This is a genomic window from Pseudomonas sp. W17 (genome assembly GCF_040268305.1).
Taxonomy (GTDB): Bacteria; Pseudomonadota; Gammaproteobacteria; order Pseudomonadales; family Pseudomonadaceae; genus Aquipseudomonas; species Aquipseudomonas protegens.
On sequence record NZ_CP158490.1, the window covers coordinates 3,540,968 to 3,562,724 of the forward strand.

At 61.4% G+C, this 21,757-nt stretch carries 17 protein-coding genes; 12 read left to right on the top strand and 5 right to left on the bottom strand.

All coding sequences use genetic code 11. The features are described 5' to 3' along the window. Window positions 1-52: 52 nt before the first annotated feature. The 6 genes from ABCR88_RS16365 to ABCR88_RS16390 all read left to right on the top strand — a co-directional run bounded on the left by ABCR88_RS16365 (window position 53) and on the right by ABCR88_RS16390 (window position 9,018). On the top strand, window positions 53-1,795 hold the full coding sequence (locus tag ABCR88_RS16365; protein ID WP_350024112.1) for an N-6 DNA methylase: 1,743 nt from the start codon (window positions 53-55) through the stop codon (window positions 1,793-1,795). Beyond that, window positions 1,792-3,447, top strand: a complete 1,656-nt coding sequence (locus ABCR88_RS16370) for a restriction endonuclease subunit S (RefSeq protein WP_350024111.1) — start codon at window positions 1,792-1,794, stop codon at window positions 3,445-3,447. Before ABCR88_RS16365 ends, ABCR88_RS16370 begins: the two co-directional genes overlap by 4 nt. Beyond that, entirely contained in the window at window positions 3,448-5,322 is a 1,875-nt protein-coding gene (locus ABCR88_RS16375) for a hypothetical protein (protein WP_325984634.1), read from the top strand. A gap of 31 nt (window positions 5,323-5,353) precedes the next feature. Continuing rightward, window positions 5,354-6,454: an HNH endonuclease signature motif containing protein gene (locus ABCR88_RS16380; RefSeq protein WP_325984633.1), complete on the top strand. Its 1,101-nt coding sequence runs from the start codon at window positions 5,354-5,356 to the stop codon at window positions 6,452-6,454. 59 nt (window positions 6,455-6,513) lie between these two features. Further along, window positions 6,514-6,894 (top strand): RidA family protein, encoded by a 381-nt coding sequence (locus ABCR88_RS16385; RefSeq protein WP_325984632.1) that lies wholly within the window; start codon window positions 6,514-6,516, stop codon window positions 6,892-6,894. 123 nt (window positions 6,895-7,017) lie between these two features. Continuing rightward, entirely contained in the window at window positions 7,018-9,018 is a 2,001-nt protein-coding gene (locus tag ABCR88_RS16390; RefSeq protein ID WP_236185976.1) for a U32 family peptidase, read from the top strand. 115 nt (window positions 9,019-9,133) lie between these two features. Here the strand turns inward: ABCR88_RS16390 and ABCR88_RS16395 are convergent, their stop codons facing one another. Both ABCR88_RS16395 and ABCR88_RS16400 read right to left on the bottom strand, forming a co-directional pair. Continuing rightward, on the bottom strand, window positions 9,134-9,670 hold the full coding sequence (locus ABCR88_RS16395) for a hypothetical protein (protein WP_011061248.1): 537 nt from the start codon (window positions 9,668-9,670) through the stop codon (window positions 9,134-9,136). 38 nt (window positions 9,671-9,708) lie between these two features. Next, window positions 9,709-9,927: a PLDc N-terminal domain-containing protein gene (locus ABCR88_RS16400; protein ID WP_015635581.1), complete on the bottom strand. Its 219-nt coding sequence runs from the start codon at window positions 9,925-9,927 to the stop codon at window positions 9,709-9,711. 246 nt (window positions 9,928-10,173) lie between these two features. Here ABCR88_RS16400 and ABCR88_RS16405 point away from each other — a divergent pair, with 246 nt between their 5' ends. After that, window positions 10,174-10,869 carry a peptidoglycan DD-metalloendopeptidase family protein gene (locus ABCR88_RS16405; protein ID WP_026020258.1) on the top strand — a complete coding sequence of 232 codons (696 nt, stop codon included), beginning with the start codon at window positions 10,174-10,176 and terminating at the stop codon, window positions 10,867-10,869. A gap of 222 nt (window positions 10,870-11,091) precedes the next feature. Here the strand turns inward: ABCR88_RS16405 and ABCR88_RS16410 are convergent, their stop codons facing one another. Together ABCR88_RS16410 and ABCR88_RS16415 are read right to left on the bottom strand one after the other, a co-directional pair. Next, the gene (locus ABCR88_RS16410) at window positions 11,092-11,847 is read right to left on the bottom strand and encodes a response regulator transcription factor (protein WP_236185978.1); all 756 of its coding nucleotides are present in this window, start codon (window positions 11,845-11,847) and stop codon (window positions 11,092-11,094) included. Between the two features lie 222 nt (window positions 11,848-12,069). Beyond that, on the bottom strand, window positions 12,070-12,495 hold the full coding sequence (locus ABCR88_RS16415; protein ID WP_041118158.1) for a response regulator transcription factor: 426 nt from the start codon (window positions 12,493-12,495) through the stop codon (window positions 12,070-12,072). Window positions 12,496-12,930: 435 nt separating this feature from the next. Here ABCR88_RS16415 and ABCR88_RS16420 point away from each other — a divergent pair, with 435 nt between their 5' ends. Further along, window positions 12,931-13,557, top strand: a complete 627-nt coding sequence (locus ABCR88_RS16420) for a response regulator transcription factor (RefSeq protein WP_015635577.1) — start codon at window positions 12,931-12,933, stop codon at window positions 13,555-13,557. Window positions 13,558-13,642: 85 nt separating this feature from the next. Continuing rightward, on the top strand, window positions 13,643-16,774 hold the full coding sequence (locus ABCR88_RS16425) for a transporter substrate-binding domain-containing protein (RefSeq protein ID WP_350404885.1): 3,132 nt from the start codon (window positions 13,643-13,645) through the stop codon (window positions 16,772-16,774). Between the two features lie 30 nt (window positions 16,775-16,804). Here ABCR88_RS16425 and ABCR88_RS16430 read toward each other — a convergent pair whose 3' ends face one another. Continuing rightward, entirely contained in the window at window positions 16,805-17,719 is a 915-nt protein-coding gene (locus ABCR88_RS16430; protein ID WP_011061242.1) for a helix-turn-helix domain-containing protein, read from the bottom strand. Window positions 17,720-17,882: 163 nt separating this feature from the next. Between ABCR88_RS16430 and ABCR88_RS16435 the strand changes: the two genes are divergently transcribed. The 3 genes from ABCR88_RS16435 to ABCR88_RS16445 are packed head-to-tail and all read left to right on the top strand — an operon-like array spanning window position 17,883 to window position 21,687. Beyond that, window positions 17,883-19,241 carry a glutamine synthetase family protein gene (locus ABCR88_RS16435; RefSeq protein ID WP_011061241.1) on the top strand — a complete coding sequence of 453 codons (1,359 nt, stop codon included), beginning with the start codon at window positions 17,883-17,885 and terminating at the stop codon, window positions 19,239-19,241. A gap of 47 nt (window positions 19,242-19,288) precedes the next feature. Next, window positions 19,289-20,377 (top strand): polyamine ABC transporter substrate-binding protein, encoded by a 1,089-nt coding sequence (locus ABCR88_RS16440; protein WP_350404886.1) that lies wholly within the window; start codon window positions 19,289-19,291, stop codon window positions 20,375-20,377. Then, entirely contained in the window at window positions 20,374-21,687 is a 1,314-nt protein-coding gene (locus ABCR88_RS16445) for an FAD-binding oxidoreductase (RefSeq protein ID WP_350404887.1), read from the top strand. Before ABCR88_RS16440 ends, ABCR88_RS16445 begins: the two co-directional genes overlap by 4 nt. The last annotated feature ends 70 nt before the right edge of the window (window positions 21,688-21,757 follow it).

The window sequence follows — 21,757 nt, forward strand, 5'->3', positions numbered from 1 at the left end:
TTATACTTGTCGCCGTTTTGCTGCACAGCAGCCCCTATCGCAAAGGACTACGATGCTGCCTCTTGAGATCAAGAATAAAGTTGCCTCGCTCTGGGACCTGGTTTCCGGGGCCGGATTGGCCTCCTCGCCCTACGTGGCGCTGGAACAGATTGCCTGCCTGATATTTCTCAAGCACCTGGATGGCATTGCCTCTGCGGACAATGAAGATGGACGGTCGTCGGTCTTCCAACGGCTCATACCTGATGAGATAGCTCCCCCGAACAAGCACCGCTCGTTCTGGAAAGCCTTGCTGCTGCACCCAGACCCTGGCACTTACTTGAATGACCAGATTTTTCCGTGGCTACGCAGCCTGGAAATGCGAATCGGCAAATACTCATCACTGGCCGAGCGTCTGGGTTTGAATGGCATGCTGAGTGACGCCTACTTTCAGCTCGACCCGAGCAAAAGCCAGGCTCTCACGGGCTTGGTGCACGCCATTGACGAGCTATTCCCCTACCCTGGGCAAGAGCGCCCGGAAGGGTTTTTATCCGGGGAAGTGTTCGAGTATCTGTTTACCCAAGGCTCGACCAGCAGCAACATCGGCCCTCTTGTAACCGCGCGACATATCACCCGGTTCATGGTAGCCCTGCTGGATCCCAGGCCCGGACACCGGATTATCGACCCGGCTGCTGGCACCGCCGGTTTTTTGGTAAGTGCCCAGCAATACATGCTGTCCAGGCATGCCAGGCTAACGGCCGCCACCCAAAAAAAGATCCATGACGGCCATTCCCTGGTGGGCATCGACCTCAGCCACTCCCTGGCTCGGATTGGCTGGGTCAATCTTCTGCTGCATGACATCGAGTCGCCACAGTGCATGCAAGGCAACAGCCTGATCATCGGTGGCTCTCAAGGGGCGGCGGAGCCCTGGTTGAACGAGCGTTACGACTTTGTCCTGAGCGACCTGCCATTTGGCGGCCGGATCGACCCGCAGGAAGCTGCTGGCGCGAACTACTTGCCCTTTTACGCCAGGGACGATCAGGGCAAGCGTTCCGATAAGGTTGAGCTGCTGTTTGTCTGGCGCGCCTTGAACCTGTTGCAGGTTGGCGGCAGCACGGCGCTGATCATTCCTCAGAACCTGTTGGTTGGCCGTTCGCAAGCCCAGATCGACCTGCGCCGCGAACTGCTTTCCAGGCATTCAGTGGAAGCCGTGATTCTATTGCCGGGAGCGATTTTCAATCCTTACACCGGGATCAAGGCGGCAATACTGGTGGTGCGCAAGGTGGCCGACCATCAAGCGCTGGCCACGCCACACGTTGCACCACCACAAACTGACGCTGTCTGGTTTTATGAAGTGACTCAGGATGGGTATTCGATAGACCACAAGCGCAAGGAGCTGCCCGCTGACGCGGACAATGACTTGTTCGATGCCTTCGTGCATTTCCGAAGACGTCAAAAGGACACTAGGCTCTGGGAGCTCAGCAAGGAGCGATATTTCCAGGCCAGTACCGAACAAGATCCTTATTGGGCGTCCCTCCAAAACGTAATCGAGCGCAGCAGCACCCAGGTCAAACAGTGGCTGGTTCCTGTACGTCGCAAGTTAAGAGGTTCCGAAGCTCTACTTCCCAATACGCTGGACCCGGACTGCATCGAGGCCAAGGACTGGAGCCTGGACATTGATGATTACAAGGTCATTGAACAACCCAAATCCGCCGGTGAGAACACAGCCTTGCAGTTGATCGATGAGCTAGAGCAGTTGGAACTTAAAGTCATCGAACAACTGCGCCAGTTGCGAGACGAGATCGGAGAGGTGCAATGACCCTGCCCCCCTCCTGGAAAGAAGTCGGGCTACTGGACGTTTGCGAGCTGAATCCGCGCATACAGCGCCCGGAGCCAGAGACCCCAGTGACCTTCTTTCCCAAGTCACTCATCACCGAGTTGACTGGTCCCAGCCTGAATTCCAGCATTCAGGCCTATGGCGAGACTTCCCGCCAGGGCGTGCTGTTCAAAAATGGGGATGTGTTGATCGCCACCCGTGGCCGAGACGCCATGCAAGCGACAATAGTCTCGGGGCTGGTCACCGAACTGGGCCTTGCTCAATACTTCCTGGCCCTGCGCGCCGGTCCGCAGATACGCCCTGCCTTCTTGCTGCACTTCATCCAGCAGCCTTGGGTCCAGAAAGCAGCGGTGAACACCAATAGAGGCACGCAAAGCCAACTGAGCATTCCGCTCAGTTTTTTCAAGAACCTGTCCATTCCAGTCCCCCCGCTGCATGAGCAGGACTATCTTGTCCAACTGCTGCAGAAAGCCTCGCTGGAGCCTTATCAGGACGCACTGAACAAAGTCATTGACCTATCCGATGCTCTGGCCTTGCAACTGTTGGTTTCAGGAGAAAAGGCTCAGGCCTGGCCCAGGGTCAAGTTATCTTCCATCTGCGGGTTCAGTCCTCCTGGCGCCCATCCCAAGAAGTACCAGGGGCCTTCCAGGACAGAACTGTTTTCCCCGCGAAGCCTTGACCACATAACCGGTCAGATAGAGTCACAAAGGCTCCGGCTCGAAGAACTGCCCCCCACCTGTGCCGAAGTCCAGGCCGATGACGTGCTGTTTACACTCACTCAGAGCTTCAGGTCGCAGGGCATTGCCTTCGCAGTCCCCCCTGATGAGTACACAACGCCTCTCGCCACGGCGTCCTTCCAGGTGCTGCGCCCTAATACCAAGGTTCTACGGCCAGACTATCTGGCCTGCTTCATGAGGTTGTCGTGGCTGCGCCAGCACGTGCCGGCATCAGTACTCAGAAGCATCCCCGGACGGATCTCCCGCTCTTTCTTTGAGCGCCTTGAGCTGCCATTGCCACCGCTCGACCAGCAACAGCTGATCGTCAACCTGCTGTGTAAAGTCCCGATCGAGCGGATCAACGATGCCCTGGAAACGGCTCGGCGGCTTGGCGAGGCCATGCTGACGGAGGCCTTTTCCTCCAGTCTTTCGGCTAAATGGCGGGCTCAGCAGCGAACCCGGAACGTTGCGCAGCCATTGTCGCCAAGCCAGGCGCGCCCTGTGCTACTCGAGGCTCTTGAGCCCGTGAGCACTGTCTCGCGCGGTGCACGCTCGACCGTCGCTGCCCAGCTCTCGGGCTTCCAGGGCCAGGTGTGGAAGGCGTTGGGTGAAATGCCGTTCCCCTTGGTGATCGATGATCAGGATGCGGTCGAGGCCTTTTGCCACAGCCTAGCGTCTGCGCAACATCAATCAGGGCTATCGACGGTGTCCCTGCACCGAACCCTGGAGCAGATCGCAGCGCTGGGGCTGATCCGCAAAATGAGCATTCCGGGAGCAGGTACAGGCACCGAGGGTGAGTTCATGACGGCATTCAGGAGCTATCGGATCAACGACTCGGGGCGCGTCGAGGAAGACAGCGCCATGCAGGATGCAAAGCGCTTTCGCGACAGCGTCAGCCGTTCGAACAAGGGACAATAAATGCGTTTGCGTTATTTGAATCTGAACCTCTACGCCCCCCTGAGCCAGCTCAAGGTGTGTTTCGCTCAGGACGCGCCCTGGGAAGCCCTGGTCCAGGATCAGCCACAACCTTGCGCCATCCATTTCGTGGTGGGCCTCAATGGCAGTGGTAAAAGCCATCTGCTGCGCGCCATCGCCTCGATCTATATCGCCCTGGCCGATGGCCGGCTGCCTGGCTTCGCCTTCACCTTGGTCTATGAACTGGGCACGGCCACCAGCGGCAAGCTGCGCAGCGTGATTTTCAAGAGTTCAGGAACTGCTGCGTCCACCAGCCTGTGGCAGTCAGAAGGCGAGCCCATTGCAAAAAACGCAGGAAGCGCAGATTTCGAGGCACTCATCGAACATCTAGGTACAGAGCGGTTGCCACTGTTCACGCCACGAATCAAGGAAGGGGATTATCCGCAAACCGTGACGGACCTGCTGCCCAAGGTGCTGGCCTACACCTCCGGCTCCTGGAGGCCATGGCAGGACATCTGGCGCCCGCCCCTGGAGCAGGTGGCTAGCGCCTTGCGCTTCAAGCCCGATGAGCAATACCCCTTCGAACTGGAACGTCCTGTTGGCTGGACCTACCAGGACGAGGCGTCATTGAATGGCACCGAGTCTGCACCGCAGGATCAGTCTCCCCTGCCCCATGGCAACGACGAGGCCAGTGACCAGCTCGATCGTCCGATCCTGCTGAGTGACGGCCGTCCGGATGCCGCGCTGCTGGCCGTGGTCCTGCAGGACCTAATGCAGCAACGCCCGCAGGAAGGTGACGATCGCGGGCTAAGCGGGTTATTCGCAAAGGCCGGCTGGCATCGGCTCGTCAGTGTGCGCTTGCGATTGAACCTGCACCGGGCCCTGGCGGCACCGCGGGCCTTGCAAAGCAAAATGCACGACCTGCTGCTGGTGGCCGGCGAGGTGCTTGCCCTACCCGATCCCGGCGATCGCCTGCGGGTATTGCACTTTGATGTGGACGCCCCGGTTCCAGCCGTAGATAAAAGCCAGTACCTGAACCCGCAACTGTCGCAGGCGGCCACTCAGGATCAGGCCCTGACCCTGATGCTGGGAGAGGCAAACCAGAGTGCGTTCAGCCGTTTCAACGAGTTGTCCCGGTGGCTGGCCGTTGGCCTGATCGACGACATCGAAATGTCGTTGCGGCGTAATGAAAAGCCTGAGGACGAGTTCGCCAACGACAGTGGGGTCATGAGCTACTCCGACCTTTCCGATGGCGAGCAGATGGTGCTACGACGCTGGGCGCTGTTCCATCTGCTGGCGGGCCAGCAGGATGCCCTGCTGCTGCTCGATGAGCCGGAAACCCACTTCAACGACGCCTGGAAGCGCGAGATTGTCAGCAATATCGAGCAAGCCATGGGCGAGGATGCCAGCAGTGTGCTGATTGCCAGCCATTCGGCCATCGTGCTGTCGGATGTGTTCGATGAAGAAATCATCTTTATCAAGAAGGGAGCGGACGGCAGTTCTTCAGCCAATCAGGTTGGCACCCGCACCTTCGCCACCGATCCCGGGGCGCTGATGATGAATCTGTTTCACACGCAAGACAGTATCGGTAGCCGTGCGCAGCGGCGTATCGAGGCCTTTCTCGAGTATGTCAAACAGGTGCAGACCCCCACCGACCAGGACGTGGAACAGCTCAAAGCGGTGATCAATCGGCTGGGCACCGGTTTCTATCGCTCCGAACTACGCACCCGGCTCAACCGCTGGGAAGAGAATCAGGATACTCGGACCATCCATGCTCTGATCGAAAAGGTCGGGGCATCCGACCTGAAAGCGGGTTTGCAGGATCTGATCGACAAACACAAACTCAGCAAATCCAACCCGGATGGTGCCCTTGATTAAGCCGATATCTCCCATCGATTGCTCCAGGGCCTTGAGCGCCTGCCAGGTCCTGATTCAGGAGTTCGCCTTGTGGCTGTGCCGGCCCACCACTGGGGTGACAGATCTGACCCAGGCACAGCTGGAAGCAGAGATGCCCAGTAGAGAAGAAGGCCTGTGGCTCTGGGGCTTTCTGAACAAGAAGCTCAAGGAGCGCAAGCTTCTGGAGCGCGCCGAACATCTGGCTGGACTCGACACCACTCAAAAGGCTCGCTTGCAGGAATGGATTCATGCGACTACCCGGATCGGAGCATATTTCGAGTCGCCACCCATCACCGCGACCATTCCCTTGGAGTACCCCTTTACCGGCGATCCCCAAGGCGATGCCCACAAGAAAAATCTCCAGGACCTGATGGAGGCCTTTTACAACAAGGGGCTGAAGGACGGGCTGCCCTATCTGTCCAACGGCACGCCGACCAGCGACAAGAAGCAGTTACTGAAATATGAAGATTTCCGCGATGAGTTTCTCAAGTTTCACAAGGGCGACAAGCACTTGGACGCCCGGCATGTCTGCGTGATGTGTGGTGGCGAACTGCGCAATATCTCGGTCGATCACTGGATTCCCAAGAGCGCCTACCCTTTGCTTTCGGTGTGCGCGGAAAACCTGGTGCCCATCTGCGGCGAGTGCAACGGGCCGCAGAACAAGGCTGCACGTGCGGTACACAGCGCTGGTTCGTTCCAGGAGTGGTTCCACCCCTACAAGCGCAACCCTGCCGGAACCTTGAAGCTGGAATTCGATGACGACAAACTTGGCATCACCCTCAGCAGCACTCGCACCGCCGACACACAAAGAGTGGCCAACCTGAACACCCTCCTGAACCTCGAAGATCGCTGGACCCGAGAGCTCAAGGGCGAGAACCGCAAGCTGTTCAAGTCCATCCTGACCCGGCAGCGAAAAAACGATGCCCCAACGACGATCCAAGGTATCTATCAACAGGTGAAGGACTGGACCGACGGGCTCAGTGAAACCGAGCCCAACTATGAAGTGCACCAGGCCTTGGCCAAGGCTTTGTGTGACCCACGACGAATTGCCGCCTGGAAGCGAGACCTGGACGATGCATGGAATGAGGACCGCAAAAAGCCCCTCACAACTTGAACTTCAGTCGACACCCACTCATCCTTGCGAACCTTTTTCCCCTCGAACAAGAGACCCCCATGGCCAACCAAGACCTCGTCTTCACCCCCGACCCGGACGCCGATTCCATTTCCTCCGACGTGGTCGGTTTCAACGGCATCCTGGTCTCCACCCAGATCCCCACCCGCGCCGACGGCAGCCTGGAACTGGGGGACATCACCCTGCAGAGCGAATGCACGCTGCAGGCGCTGAAAGTGGCCCTGGAGCGCGCCGGCAGTTCCATGGACCGGGTCATGCACCTGACCATCTACCTCACCGACATGGCCGATCGTGCGGCATTCAATGCGGTCTACCAGCGTTTCTTCGCCAAGCCCTGGCCGGTACGTGCCGCGGTGGGCGTGGCCGCCCTGGCGGTGGAAGGCATGCGCGTGGAAGTCACGGCAATGGCCGCAAAGGCCTGAGGCAGCGCTTCAATCGGCGGCCACGCGCAAGGCGTGGCCGCCACCTGGCAGCACACGGGTGCCGGGCAAGCGTTTCGCCGCTACAATGCGCGCCTTGACCCTGATAAGCCTGACTAAAAAAACATGTCCTTGCCCAAACATCACCTGGAACTGCTCAGCCCTGCCCGCGATGTGAGCATCGCCCGCGAAGCCATCCTGCATGGCGCCGATGCGGTGTACATCGGCGGCCCGAGCTTCGGCGCCCGCCACAACGCCAGCAACGAGGTGGGCGAGATCGCCCAGTTGGTGGAGTTCGCCCGCCGCTATCACGCCCGGGTGTTCACCACCCTCAACACCATCCTCCACGACAACGAGCTGGAACCGGCGCGCAAGCTGATCCATCAGCTGTATGACGCGGGGGTCGATGCGCTGATCGTCCAGGACCTGGGGGTGATGGAGTTGGATATCCCGCCCATCGAGCTGCACGCCAGCACCCAGACCGACATCCGCACCCTGGAGCGGGCGAAGTTCCTCGACCAGGCTGGTTTCTCCCAGCTGGTACTGGCCCGCGAGCTGAACCTCAAGGAAATCAGTGCCATCGCCGCTGAAACCGATGCCGCCATCGAGTTCTTCATTCACGGCGCTTTGTGCGTGGCCTTCTCCGGCCAATGCAACATTTCCCACGCCCAGACCGGCCGCAGCGCCAACCGTGGCGACTGCTCCCAGGCCTGCCGCCTGCCCTACACCCTCAAGGACGAGCACGGCGGCGTGATCGCCTATGAAAAGCACCTGCTGTCGATGAAGGACAACAACCAGAGCGCCAACATCCGCGCCCTGGTGGAAGCCGGCGTGCGCTCGTTCAAGATCGAGGGGCGCTACAAGGACATGGCCTATGTGAAGAACATCACGGCCTACTACCGTCAGCGCCTGGATGACGTTCTCGAAGACCGTCCGGACCTGGCCCGCGCTTCCAGCGGCCGCACCGCGCACTTCTTCGTCCCCGATCCGGACAAGACTTTCCACCGCGGCAGCACCGACTACTTTGTCAGCGAGCGCAAGATCGACATCGGCGCCTTCGACTCGCCGACTTTCACCGGGCTGCCGGTAGGCACCGTGGAAAAGGTCGGCAAGCGCGACCTGCAGGTGGTGACCTTCGAGCCGTTGTCCAATGGCGATGGCCTGAACCTGCTGGTCAAGCGTGAGGTGGTGGGTTTCCGCGCCAACATCGCCGAGGCCCGTGGCGAGTTCGAAGAAGATGGCGAGAAACGCTACCGCTATCGGGTCGAACCCAACGAGATGCCCGAAGCCCTGAGCCGTCTGCGGCCCAACCACCCGCTGAGCCGCAACCTCGACCACAACTGGCAGCAAGCCTTGACCCGCACTTCCGCCGAGCGGCGCATCGGCCTGTCCTGGCTGGCCCGCCTGAGCGAAGCACGGCTGGAACTGACCGCCACCAGCGAGGAAGGCATCAGCGCCAGCGTCGCCCTGGATGGCCCGTTCGGCGTGGCCAACAAGCCGGAACAGGCCCTGGGGCAACTGCAGGATCTGCTGGGCCAGCTGGGCACCACCCATTACCATGCCACGAGCATCAAGCTGGACGTGCCCCAGGCTTACTTCATCCCCAACTCCCAGCTCAAGGCCCTGCGCCGGGAAGTCATCGAAGCCCTGGACGCCGCACGCATCGCTGCCCACCCACGGGGCTCGCGCAAGGCCGAAAGCAGCCCGCCGCCGGTCTACCCGGAATCGCACCTGTCATTCCTGGCCAACGTCTACAACCAGAAGGCCCGGGATTTCTACCACCGTCACGGGGTGCAACTGATCGACGCGGCCTTCGAGGCCCATGAAGAGCACGGCGACGTGCCGGTGATGATCACCAAGCACTGCCTGCGCTTCTCCTTCAACCTGTGCCCCAAGCAAGCCAAGGGCGTGACTGGCGTGCGCACCAAGGTGGCACCGATGCAACTGGTACACGGCGATGAAGTGCTGACCCTGAAATTCGACTGCAAGCCGTGCGAAATGCATGTGGTGGGCAAGATCAAGGGTCATATCCTCGACCTGCCGCTACCGGGCAGCGCCGCCGAGGCCGTGGTCGGCCATATCAGCCCCGAAGATCTGCTCAAGACCATTCCCCGCGCTCCGCACTGAGTGACCGGCGAGCGTGGCACCCAGGTGCCGCGTTCGCTTGCGCGGCACACCGGCCAGCTGGCGCCCATAAGCCGGTAGCGTTGTGTCCCGCAGCGCAGGCAGCGAGCCTGCGCCCTCAGGAGCCCGGATTGGTCACCTGGATATACACCGCCCAAATCCCCAGCAGCAGCCAGAACGCCGCGAACAACCAGGGCGAACGCATGGAGAACAGCAACGACTTGCGATAGCCCTTGTGGCTCGACTCGCTTTCGCAGAACAGCGGCGATTCGTCATAGGCCAGGCCCATCACCGGTTCGCTGTGCAGCAGGTGACTCTGCTTGAAATGCCAGTGATCGATGATCTCGTAGGCGGCCCTGATGCCAGGCCAGGCATTGAGAGAGCTGAGGATCCCCAGCAACGCCAGGAAAGGCGGCACGGACAGGGTAAACAGCTTGCCCCATTCCGGATTGAGATTGGCCATGCACGAAGCGAAGGCGATTACCAGGAATGCCTGGGCCGTCAGGTAGGCATCGGTGCGGTTGGCCAGGATGCTGGTTTCGTATTGGATCTCCCGGCGATAGAAGTCCAGCCGTTCCTTGGGCGAGCCGAACATCTTGGCGTTGTGCTCGGTGAGCTCGGCTTCGTCCACATGGGATGTAAGAATTCTTGGCATGTCGTGATCAACCCTTGCGCGGGTTTGCTCCCCCGTTTTCAGCTTCTGCCGCGCTCGGCCGGCGCGTCCCGGTTCAGGGCCTTGGGGCCGACCATCAGCCATAGCAACAGCCCCAGCAGCGGCACGAAGATGATCACCACGATCCACAGCCCCTTGTTTTCTGCCCGCGCGCCGCTGCGCAGCAGGCTTCTGATGGCCCAGATCTCGGCCAGCAGCACGATCACGGCCAGTACGATCAACAGGTATTGCACTTGCATAAGATTCCTCCCGGTCTGTACTGCCTTAGTGCGGTGCAGGCGACGAGGGTTCACAAAGATTGCCGTGGGCGTTCATGGCGCAGGAAAGATCAGCGTCCTGTGACATCCGGATTGAATTTAACCGCTGTGGCAGCGGTCTATAACGCGCCTCTTCATCGGCAAACAGGTATAGTTGCCGGCTTTATCGGCCTGGCTAACGCCGAAGTTTCGGGCCCCTTGGCCCCGTCAAGACATAGTGGATGTCGCGTGTTCGCAAGATTGCTTTTCATCGCATTGCTCCTGACCCTGTCAGCCTGCAGCTCCAGCCCTTCCAACTCCGGCCCCCTCAAGGCCGGCGAGTACCGGGTCAAGCGCGGCGACACGCTGTATTCCATTGCCAGCCGCAACGGCACCAACTGGAAGGAGGTGGCGCGGCTCAACGGCCTCAAGGCGCCTTATACCGTGGAGGTCGGCCAGGTGCTGCGGGTGGGCGGCGCGGCCAGGACCACCCGGGTGGTCAGCAGCAAGTCGCGAACCACCGCCAGCAAGGGCCGAACAGCGCCCCCGGCCCCTGCCCCCATGCCCAAGGTCACCCTCAAGGGCTGGAGCTGGCCGTTGCGCGGAGTGCTGATCGGGCGCTTCTCCCCCACCGGCAAGCTCAACCAGGGCATCCGCATCGCCACCACCCAGGGCCAGCCGATCCACGCCACCCTGGGCGGCAAGGTGGCGTTCGCCGGCTACATGCGCGGTTACGGCAACCTGATGATTCTCCAGCACGGCCCCTCCTACACCAGCACCTACGCCTACAACAGCCGGCTGCTGGTCAAGGAAGGGCAGATGGTGATCAAGGGCCAGAAGATCGCCGAAGCCGGTTCCCAGGACACCGACCGCGCGCAGCTTTACTTCGAGATCCGTGCCAACGGCGTGCCGGTGGATCCGCTGCGCTTGCTGCCGCCGGGCTGAGTGAGTGACTGGCCCCGCAGCGCTCCTGCCCTCGATGTGCTCGAAAACCGCGGTCGCGCTGAATGCTGGGGTTTGAAGCAGGACGGTGAGCGCAACCTTCTTGATGCTTGCCGTCGCGGCTCTGTAGTGGACGATGAGTTCGGCGCAAGCAAGGGACACGGGGCGCCTCAATAGCTCAAGGCCAGGAAACGAGCATCAGTGCTCACGCCTGTCGCTGCCACTCTAGAGGGTGCTGCGGGTGGGCGGCAGCGTCGGCTCGCTGGCCTCATCATGAAAGGCGTCCTGCGCCGGCTCGCGGGAAGCAATATGCAGGTCCAGCTTGCGCTGCACCTTGAACAGCTCGGCGTCGGTGCGGATCCCCAGCTTTCTGAATGCGGCCTGCTTCTGCCCGCTGATGGTCTTGATGCTGCGGGAAAACTTGCTGGCAATCTGCGAGATCCGCAGGCCATCCAGAAAGCAGCGCAAGACTTCGTTCTCCTTGGGGGACAGGGTCTCAAGGCTGGTCAATGGCGGACTGCCCGGCTCGGCGGCGGGACCGATTGGCGGGTGTTGCAGGGCGAAAGCCAGCAACGGCGACAGATAGAGCCGCTTGCTGGCTACCGTGCGGATGGCCGGAATCAGATCATCCAGGGACTGTGATTTTCCGAGAAAGCCATTGGCTCCGATATCGATGATCTGCTTGACGAAAAACGGCGTCTCGGTGGCTGAGGACACCAGGATCAGCAAGTGCGGGTATTTATTGCGCAACAGGCGGATCAGGCGCAGGCCATCCAAGTCGCATTCCTGCAGCTGGTAATCGAGCACCAGCAGGTCCAGTTCGGTATCACGCAGAGCCGATATCAGCTCGCCGCTGCTGGCATACAAACCCACCAACTGGAAATCCGCCACGCTCTGCAGCTGTAGCTGCATCGCCATGCGAATCAATGCGTGATCGTCCAGCACTGCGATGCGCAAGGGTTTGTTGACGGCAAGTGACATAGCGCCTCCAGAACGTTCGATGGTGGTCTTCAGAACTGGATATTCCATCCGCTCAAGTCTCTAGTCCGAGTGGACCTTGCCCACCGACTGTCACGGCCTTGCGACAGTCTTTCAGGTCACCAGTGCCGGGTACTCTAGAGCGCCGGCCGCCTCGCCATAACAAGAAACGTCTTGAAGTTTTCCAAAGAAAATCTTGAATCGTGGGCTACGCAGTCTGTTCGGCTAGTCGTCGTTGGAGGGCTTTTCCATGCTTGCCTGGCCATCGCTGAGCATGGCATAGCGCTCGCCACGGGCCAGGCTTCGCAGCGCATCAGCATAGTCCGGCAAAGATTGCGTCTTGGCCATCACCCCATGCGCGCCCACGGCCTGTAGCTGCGAGGCAATTACAGGGTCGGGACGGTTCAGCAGCACGAGAATTTTCAGATTGGGGTAGCGGGTGATCAAGTTTCGTACCAGATGAACCGGGTCGCGATCCATCAGGTGGCCGATCATCAGCACGTCCAGTTGGTTTTGTTCCAGGGCCTCCAACATGTCGGCGAAATTGAAGAACTCGCTCAGGCACAGAACCGACTGCCCGGACAGATGCTTGAACAGGCCGTGGCGGACAATATTATGTTGCTCCAGTACCCCTACCCTTAACTTCAACATCGCTTGGTTCGACCTCAGGAAAATAGTGGGCCATCACACTGCTGGCACAGTGCACTAGAATGCCGCCCGCCACTCAGGCTCGCCCTGTGCCTGGCTGAATGCCAGGGCAAGATAGGCTCTGCGTTGTGGATGGGCTTTAGGAATAGTCTTGAATTGCATTTACCCAATCGAGATCGGCGCCAAGAGCCCGTCAACCCGAAGCAATGGATTCGAAAACAGGAATTTTCTTGGCAGTACTCAGGTTGCTTCCTGCTAGCCTGCCAGTGACATTCTGATGACCCTGAAGGGCTTATTCGGCATCATTTTCTTATTTGAACTTTCCGCAAATCCGCCCTAGGTCAGAGAAAATTCTCAACCAGCCTCAGATTTCATCAAGGCGCTGACCGTTATTGGCTCACTTAATTACCTAGATATTTTGATTCTGGATAACCTGGCATGAGTAAAAGTGTACTGATCGTCGATGATCACCCGGTCGTCTGTGAGGCGATTCGCAAAACCCTGGAGACCCAGGGCTACACCATTGTTGGCGAAACGGCCGACGGTATCAGCGCTCTGAACATGATCCTGTCGCTGAGGCCCGACATCGTGATCCTGGATGTCAGCCTGGAGAAAATGGACGGCCTTACGGTGCTCAAGCGCATCGCCCAGGCGAACCTGGATGTGCGAGTGCTGGTGTTCACCGCCCAGTCCGTCGACACCTATGCCATGCGCTGCCTGCAGGCCGGAGCCAGTGGTTTCGTGAGCAAGAACGAACCCCTGACCAAACTGCTCAAGGCAGTGGACACCATCGTCGAGGGCTATGTTTTCTTCCCAAAGAAGTCGATGCCGTTCAGCGATGGCGGCCGCGGCAAACACAGCAGCGACGTCCTGGCGGCGCTGACCAATCGCGAACTGGAAGTCCTCAAGCTGCTCGCTGAGGGTCTGACCAATCTTGAGATCGCCGAGAAACTGCACCTGAGCAACAAGACCGTCAGCGGCCACAAGATCAATATCTTGAGCAAGCTTGGGGTCACTTCGGTGGTGGATCTGGTGAACATCGCCAGGCAGAACGAACTGGTCTGAGTAACCTGATGTGAGGTTACTGCCACGTCCGCTGTTTTTCATACTGATATTGTGGTTGGCCCTGCCGGTATTCGCGCAGGACAGGGTGAAGATCCGTGCCCGCCAGCCGCTGGACTTCCTCGATATTCGCCCCAGCATCGATGAACAGACCTGGCTGCGTAACAAAGAGGCCCTGTTGGTCGGCATCGTCAGTGGCGACCTGCCCCCCTACCGGGAAATCAATCAGCGCCATGAACTCGAAGGCATAGGAGCGGACTATCTGGGGGCATTGCAGCGCGAGCTGGCGATCCCCGTGGAAGTCCGCACCTACCCCAATACGGATGCCGCCTATCACGCCTTGCGCAGGGGCGAGGTCGATCTGGTAGACAGCGCTACCCAGGTGGAAGCAGAGGATTACCAGGTCCGGCTGAGCCCGAGCTACGCGGTCACCGAACTGGCCCTGTATGCCGAGAGCGGTGACCTGCGGGACTACCGCGCGAACATCTCCAGAACACGGATCGCCGCCACCCGCGGCATGGCCCTGGAGCTCTATCTGCGCACCGGCGGACGGGGCCTGATCCAGCTGTACGATTCCCCCCGCGCCGCCATGGGCTCGGTACTCGATGGCGACGCAGATATCTACCTGGGGGACTCGCTGTCTACCGGCTATCTATCCAGCCAATTGTTCAGCGACCAGTTGGTGATCAGCCACAGTGCACGGTTGCCGGAAATCCGGGTCGGGTTTGCCGTGGCCCGTGACAATACCCACCTGCAACAGTTGCTCGAGCGAGCCCTGGGCGGCATCAAGCGCTGCCAGGTGATATCGGCGCTGCAGATGTGGGGCGGTACGGGTAACTGCGACTCCAACAGTTTTCGCGAACGCCTGGACGCCGATCAGCGTCTCTGGCTGGAGCATGCACCGCCGGTGCGGCTGGTGATCAGCGACGACCTGGCGCCCTATGCGTTTTTCAACAGCCGCGGGCTGTTCAACGGCATCGCTTCGGACCTTCTGGACCTCATCCGGCGCAAGAGCGGGCTGCGCTTCGAGGTCTCCCGGGTCGGCTCGCTCAAGCAGGTCGACACCCGCCTGCGCGAAGGCCGTGCGGACCTCAGCATACTGGCCCGCGCCAACCCCAGGCGTGCGTCCTACCTGTACACCCGGCCCATCGTCACTACGCCCTATGTGATTGTGCGCAAGACCGACGCACCGCCCCTGGCACCGCTGAACCGCGACTCCATCGGCTCCGTGGCGCTCGCCTCCGGCTACCTGCAGAGCGAGGACCTGCGCGAGCGCTATCCACGGCTATGGGTCCAGCAGACATCCACCGTTGCCGAGGCCCTCAACCGGGTGCGCCAAGGCAAGGCGGACTTCACCCTGGCACCAGCCAACCTGGCCAACTACTACCTGTCCTTCAGGCTCCAGAACAGCCTGAAGATTCACGGCATGATGCAAGGCCAGGAAGCCCGGATCGCCTTCGCCGCACCGCAAAGCCAGCAGCAACTGATCGCCATCATCGACCAGGCCATGGCCGAGATCAGCCCTCAGGAATACCTGCAGATCCTGGGTCGCTGGCGCGCCAGCGGCAGCACCGACGACAGCTACTGGAAAGGTGTGACGGCCTTCACCTGGAAAATCCTGGGCAGCCTGGGCCTGATGCTGGTGCTGGCGGCCTGGTGGATTCTGAGCCAGCGACGACGGATCATTCGCAAGCGCCTGGACCTGCTGCAGCGCCAGTTGATCCTCGACCAGTTGCGCGATGCCAAAGAAGCCGCCGAGCATGCCAGCCGCAGCAAGACCGTGTTCCTGACCACCATGAGCCACGAGATCCGTACCCCCCTGAGCGCCATCGTCGGCATGCTGGAGCTGGTGCTGACCCGTGACAACGACCGCGAACTCAATACCCGTTCCGTGCATATCGCCTACGAGTCGGCGCAGAACCTGCTGGCGCTGATCGGCCATATCCTGGATATCTCGCGGATCGAATCCGGGCGCCTGACCCTGCGCCCGGAAGCCGCCAGCCTCAAGGACCTGATCGAATCGGTGGCCAATGTCTTCGATGGCCTGGCCCGCCAGAAGCACCTGGACATCCACCTGCAGTTCGATGCCTGGGCCACCGCGCAAGTGTGGATCGATGGCCTGAAGTTCAAGCAGATCATCTCCAACCTGCTGAGTAACGCGATCAAGTTCACCGAACAGGGCGAGATCCATATCCGTTGCGTGGGCCAGGTGAAAGATCAACACTTTCTCGACTTCCATGTCGAAGTGATCGACACCGGCCCGGGCATTCCGGCTTCGCAGATCCAGAAGATCTTCACCCCGTTCTTCGAGGTCGACAGCGTGGTCAGCAACCCCAACGCCGGGTCGGGGCTGGGCCTGTCCATCAGTCATTCGCTGACCCAGTTGATGAACGGCAGCCTGCAGGTCCAGAGCGAACTTGGCGTAGGTACCCGCATGACCTTCAAGGCCTGTTTTCAGCGCGTTGCCGACGAGCGCAGCAGCGCCACCGACAGCGCGGAACAAGCGGTGCTCAACAGCACCGACCAGCCCCTGTGCGTGTTGATCGTCGAAGACCACCTGCCCAGCCAGTACCTGCTCAACCAGCAGATCAACTACCTGGGACACGAGGCCCTGATCGCCTACAACGGCCTGGAAGGCCTGGCCATGTGGCAGGAGCATGACGTGGATATCATCATCACCGACTGCAACATGCCGCAGATGAGCGGCCATGAGATGAGCCAGGCGATCCGGCGCATGGAGGGCCAGATGGGGGTGCGCCCCTGCACCATCATCGGCCTGACCGCCAGCGCCCAGCTTGAGGAACTGGAACGCTGCCTGGCTTCGGGCATGGACAGTGCCCTGACCAAGCCGATCAGCCTTGCCGGGCTGAACCGCCTGATCCCCAAGCTGAGCCTGACGCCCCCCCAGGCGCAGAGCGCGGTGCCGTCGTTGAACGGCGACATCCACGCCGCTCTGGCCGAACACGTGATCAACAGCAACAACGAGGAACTGCAGGCCTTGAGCAAGGCCCTGGCCAGTGGCAATCGCCAGGCCCTGAAAGCCATCGCCCACAAGCTCAAGGGCACGGCCTACCTGCTCAATACCCAAGGTTTGCTGGAGCTGTGCGTCAGCCTGGAAGAGCTGGTGGCCGAGGCGGCCCAGGAGCAGCAATTGTCCACCGCCGTGGCCCGGCTGGATCAGGCCCTGCGCGACCTCAACCAGTCATTGCAAGTGTACTGAGGGCTTGCCCGCAAGGCCCGGGCGCACGCCCTAGCGACGCGCCACGGCACTGCGTTTCAAGGTCTGGCTCGGCAGCTCCTTGAACAGCGCCCGGTAACTGCTGGAAAACCGCCCCAGGTGCCAGAACGACCAGTGCATCGCTACCTCGGCCACCGTGGTCTCAGTCGGCCCTCGGCTGAGCAGTTCGCGGTGCGCGCTGTTGAGCCGGCGCAGGCGCAGCCATTGGCTGGGGGCCATCCCGGTAAAGGCCTTGAACGCACTCTGCAACTGGCGCAGGGACACTCCGGCTACCTGGGACAGCTCCAGCAGGTTGAGGGTTTCCTCGGGCACGTCGGCGGCCCACTGCGCTACCCGTTGCATGATCCCCCGCTCCTCGCTGCGCCGTTGCAGGCCGCCGCGGTCCAGGCGCACGCAGGCGTTGTCGAGGATGTACAGGCAGTCCTCCAGGAGTTGCTGGGTCAGGGCTTCGCGGCTGGGCGGGTCGAGTGTCTGGGACAGGCGGGTCAGGGTCGAACTCAGCCAGCGGCAGAACAAGGCGTTCTGCTGGCTGTTGAGGGGCGCCATGAACAGCCCGTCGAGGCGCTCCACACCCAGGCCGTGGCCGCGGACGAACTCGGGGCCGAACACCACCGCCACTTCCTGGTAGTTCTCGGGGGTGATCCAGATGTTGCGGCTCTCGCCGTTGAGCACGTACAGCGCGTTGTCGCTGCGGTCGAAACAGAACGCCAGGGCGCCTTGGGGGGCACTGAAATTCTGCTCGACCCGGGTGTTCATGCATTCCTCGTAGATCTCCACGCCCTGCAGATCCAGGTAGCGCACCAGGCCGTTGAAATGGCCAGGGGACATCTGCTGGTAATGCTGGACCCAACCCGGGGTGGCACGGATCTGATCGGCGACATCGAAGGTGTTGAACGCTTGGACCTGAAGCGGATTGGACGCTGTCATCGGGGGACCTTACGCACTCGTTTGGTGCGTTTTGGTTCTGCTTAAAGTGGATAGATGGAACAACAAGGCTCGCCCAAGATAGTCGCCAATGCGCCGCAGGGGAAGCCTTGCCGGGATACTCCCGCTCACCTCGGAGCAGATAAAACCAATAATCGAGGTCTTTATGAACGCCCCTTTCGATCAGCTTTCCTCCTGGCTGAAAGATCACAAGATTACCGAAGTAGAGTGCGTGGTCAGCGACCTGACCGGCATTGCCCGCGGCAAGATCGCACCCACCAACAAGTTCCTGCATGAGCGAGGCATGCGCCTGCCGGAAAGTGTCCTGCTGCAAACGGTAACCGGGGATTTTGTCGACGACGACCTGTACTACGAACTGCTGGACCCGGCCGATATCGACATGGTCTGCCGCCCCGACTCGTCATCGATCTACCTGGTGCCCTGGGCCATCGAACCCACCGCCATCGTCATCCACGACACTTTCGACAAATTCGGCAACCCCATCGAACTGTCGCCGCGCAACGTGTTGAAGAAAGTGCTGCAGCTGTACACCGACAAGGGCTGGAAGCCGATCGTCGCCCCGGAAATGGAGTTCTACCTGACCCAGCGCTGCGAAGACCCGGACCTGCCGCTCAAGGCTCCCCTGGGCCGCTCCGGCCGCGCGGAAAGCGGTCGCCAGTCGTTCTCCATCGATGCCGCCAACGAATTCGACCCGCTGTTCGAAGATGTCTACGACTGGTGCGAAGCCCAGGGCCTGGACCTGGACACGCTGATCCACGAAGACGGCCCGGCGCAGATGGAAATCAACTTCCGCCACGGCGACGCCCTGGACCTGGCGGACCAGATCACCGTGTTCAAGCGCACCCTGCGCGAGGCGGCGCTCAAGCACAACGTCACCGCCACCTTCATGGCCAAGCCGGTGGCCGACGAGCCCGGCAGCGCCATGCACCTGCACCAGAGCGTGGTGGACATCGACACCGGCAAGCCGATCTTCGTCGATGCCAACGGTGAGAAAAGCAAGCTGTTCCTGCACCACATCGGCGGCCTGCAGAAGTACATCCCCAAATTGCTGCCGATGTTCGCCCCCAACGTCAACTCGTTCCGCCGCTTCCTGCCGGACACCTCGGCCCCGGTGAACGTCGAATGGGGTGAGGAAAACCGCACCGTGGGCCTGCGGGTTCCGACCGCAAGCCCCGACGCCATGCGCGTGGAAAACCGCCTGCCCGGCGCCGACGCCAACCCCTACCTGGCCATTGCCGCCAGCCTGCTGTGCGGCTACCTGGGCATGGTCGAGGGCATCGAGCCCAGCGCCGCGGTGGAAGGCCGGGCCTACGAGCGGCGCAACCTGCGCCTGCCGATCACCATCGAGGACGCCCTGGCACACATGGAGGACTGCCCGACCATCGAGCAGTACCTGGGGCGCAAGTTCGTGCGCGGCTACGTGGCGGTCAAGCGTGCCGAACACGAGAACTTCAAGCGCGTGATCAGCTCCTGGGAACGCGAGTTCCTGCTGCTCAGCGTCTGACAACCCGCATTCTGCAATCAACAAAAACAACCCGAAGAGGTGTCGATATGCGTCTTTTGAAAGCAGTGATCCCGGCAGCATTGGCGGTCTTGTGCAGCACCGCCGTCCAGGCACAACCCAGTGTCAGCGTGTACAACTGGACCGACTACATCGGCCAGACCACCCTCGCCGACTTCCAGGGCAAGACCGGGGTCAAGGTGATCTACGACGTCTTCGACTCCAACGAAACCCTGGAGGGCAAACTGCTGGCCGGGCGCACCGGCTACGACGTGGTAGTGCCCTCCAACCACTTCCTGGCGCGCCAGGTGAAGGCCGGCGCGTTCCTCAAGCTCGACCGCTCGCAGTTGCCCAACTGGAAGAACCTGGACCCCAAGCTGCTGGCCCTGCTGGAGCAGAACGACCCCGGCAACCAGTACTCGGTGCCCTACCTCTGGGGCACCAACGGCATCGGCTACAACGTCGACAAGGTCAAGCAGGTACTGGGCATCGACCACATCGACTCCTGGGCGGTGCTGCTGGAGCCTGAGAACCTCAAGAAGCTGCAGCAGTGCGGGGTGTCGATGATGGACTCGCCGGATGAAGTGTTCCCGGCGGTGCTCAACTACCTGGGCCTGGACCCGCGCAGCGAGAACCCCGAGGACTACAAGAAGGCCGAGGCCAAGCTGCTGACCCTGCGCCCCTACATCACCTACTTCCACTCCTCCAAGTACGTTTCGGACCTGGCCAACGGTGATATCTGCATCGCCTTCGGTTACTCCGGCGACGTGTTCCAGGCCGCCAACCGGGCCAAGGAAGCCAAGAACGGGGTGAACATCGCCTATTCGATTCCCAAGGAAGGCAGCAACCTGTGGTTCGACCTGCTGGCGATTCCCGCCGATGCCGGCAACGTCAAGGAAGCCCACGCCTTCATCAACTACCTGCTGGACCCGCAAGTGATCGCCAAGGTCAGCGCCTATGTCGGCTACGCCAACCCCAACCCGGCTTCCCAGCAGTACATGGAGGCCGACCTGGTGAACAACCCCGAGGTCTATCCACCTCAGGCCGTGCTCGACAAGCTGTACATCTCCACCACCCAGTCGCCGGCCATCATGCGCTTGATGACCCGCTCCTGGAGCAAAGTGAAGTCCAACAAATGATCCAGCCAAACCTTTCGGGCAGCGCCAACGGGCATGCCCGCTCCTACTACGCCGCCTCGGGCGGCAGCCTGCCCGGCTACCCATCGCTGGAGGGCCAACCGAGCGCCGACGTCTGCGTGATCGGCGGCGGTTTCACCGGGGTCAACACCGCCATCGAGCTGGCCCGGCGCGGGCTCTCGGTGATCCTCCTGGAAGCCCGGCGCATCGGCTGGGGCGCCAGCGGGCGCAACGGCGGCCAACTGATCCGCGGCATTGGCCACGAGGTCACAGGCTTTGCCCGCTACGTCGGCCAGGAAGGGGTGAAATACCTCGAGCAGGCCGGCATCGACTCGGTGGAGGTGGTACGCCAGCGCATCAGCGAACATGCCATCGACTGCGACCTGCGCTGGGGCTTCTGTGAGCTGGCCAACACCCCGGCCCAGTTCGCCGCCTTCCAGGCCGAGCAGGACAGCCTGGTCAGGCTGGGCTACCGCCACCCCACTCGGCTGGTGGCGCCCCAGGACATGCAGCAGGTGGTGGCTTCCTCGGTGTATGCCGGGGGGCTGGTGGACATGGGCTCTGGGCACTTGCACCCGCTCAAGCTGGTGCTGGGCGAAGCGCGGCTGGCAGCGTCCCTGGGGGTAAGGATCTTCGAGCAGAGCCCGGTGCTGGAACTGACCCACGGCGAGAGTGTGAAGGTGCGCTGCGCAACCGGCACTGTCACCGCCGGGCACCTGGTGCTGGCCTGCAATGCCCACCTGGAAGACCTCGAGCCGCGGCTCAGTGGCAAGGTACTGCCGGCGGGCAGCTACATCATCACCACCGAGCCGCTGGCCGAGGCCCGGGCCAGGCAACTGATCCCGGACAACCTGGCGCTGTGCGACCAGAAAGTCGGCCTGGACTACTACCGACTGACCGCGGACCGGCGCTTGCTGTTCGGCGGTGCCTGCCACTATTCGGGGCGTGATCCGGCGGATATTGCCGGCTACATGCGACCCAAGATGCTCAAGGTCTTCCCGCAGTTGCAGGATGTGGCGATCGACTTCCAGTGGGGCGGCAAGATCGGCATCAGCGCCAATCGCTTCCCCCAGGTCGGGCGCCTGTCGCAGTACCCCAATGTGTACTACGCCCAGGGCTATTCCGGGCATGGCCTGAACGTCACCCACTGGACTGCGCGGCTACTGGCCGAAGCCATCCATGCCGGCCACAGTCGCGGCCTGGACGTGTTCAGCGGCGTGCCGCACATGACCTTCCCCGGCGGCCCGGCCCTACGGGCACCACTGCTGGCCCTGGGCATGCTCTGGCACCGGATGCGGGAAATGCTCGGTTGATCGGCCCCCTTCGCTGGCACCACCCGGCCTCGTAGCAGCCGGCTTGCCGGCGAACACCTTGCGCCGCACC

Coding starts and splice junctions, on each gene's coding strand:
- ABCR88_RS16365 (WP_350024112.1), top strand. CDS start 53: ATGCTGCCTCTTGAGATCAAGAATAAAGTTGCCTCGCTCTGGGACCTG.
- ABCR88_RS16370 (WP_350024111.1), top strand. CDS start 1,792: ATGACCCTGCCCCCCTCCTGGAAAGAAGTCGGGCTACTGGACGTTTGC.
- ABCR88_RS16375 (WP_325984634.1), top strand. CDS start 3,448: ATGCGTTTGCGTTATTTGAATCTGAACCTCTACGCCCCCCTGAGCCAG.
- ABCR88_RS16385 (WP_325984632.1), top strand. CDS start 6,514: ATGGCCAACCAAGACCTCGTCTTCACCCCCGACCCGGACGCCGATTCC.
- ABCR88_RS16390 (WP_236185976.1), top strand. CDS start 7,018: ATGTCCTTGCCCAAACATCACCTGGAACTGCTCAGCCCTGCCCGCGAT.
- ABCR88_RS16395 (WP_011061248.1), bottom strand. CDS start 9,670: ATGCCAAGAATTCTTACATCCCATGTGGACGAAGCCGAGCTCACCGAG.
- ABCR88_RS16400 (WP_015635581.1), bottom strand. CDS start 9,927: ATGCAAGTGCAATACCTGTTGATCGTACTGGCCGTGATCGTGCTGCTG.
- ABCR88_RS16410 (WP_236185978.1), bottom strand. CDS start 11,847: ATGTCACTTGCCGTCAACAAACCCTTGCGCATCGCAGTGCTGGACGAT.
- ABCR88_RS16415 (WP_041118158.1), bottom strand. CDS start 12,495: ATGTTGAAGTTAAGGGTAGGGGTACTGGAGCAACATAATATTGTCCGC.
- ABCR88_RS16420 (WP_015635577.1), top strand. CDS start 12,931: ATGAGTAAAAGTGTACTGATCGTCGATGATCACCCGGTCGTCTGTGAG.
- ABCR88_RS16430 (WP_011061242.1), bottom strand. CDS start 17,719: ATGACAGCGTCCAATCCGCTTCAGGTCCAAGCGTTCAACACCTTCGAT.
- ABCR88_RS16435 (WP_011061241.1), top strand. CDS start 17,883: ATGAACGCCCCTTTCGATCAGCTTTCCTCCTGGCTGAAAGATCACAAG.
- ABCR88_RS16440 (WP_350404886.1), top strand. CDS start 19,289: ATGCGTCTTTTGAAAGCAGTGATCCCGGCAGCATTGGCGGTCTTGTGC.
- ABCR88_RS16445 (WP_350404887.1), top strand. CDS start 20,374: ATGATCCAGCCAAACCTTTCGGGCAGCGCCAACGGGCATGCCCGCTCC.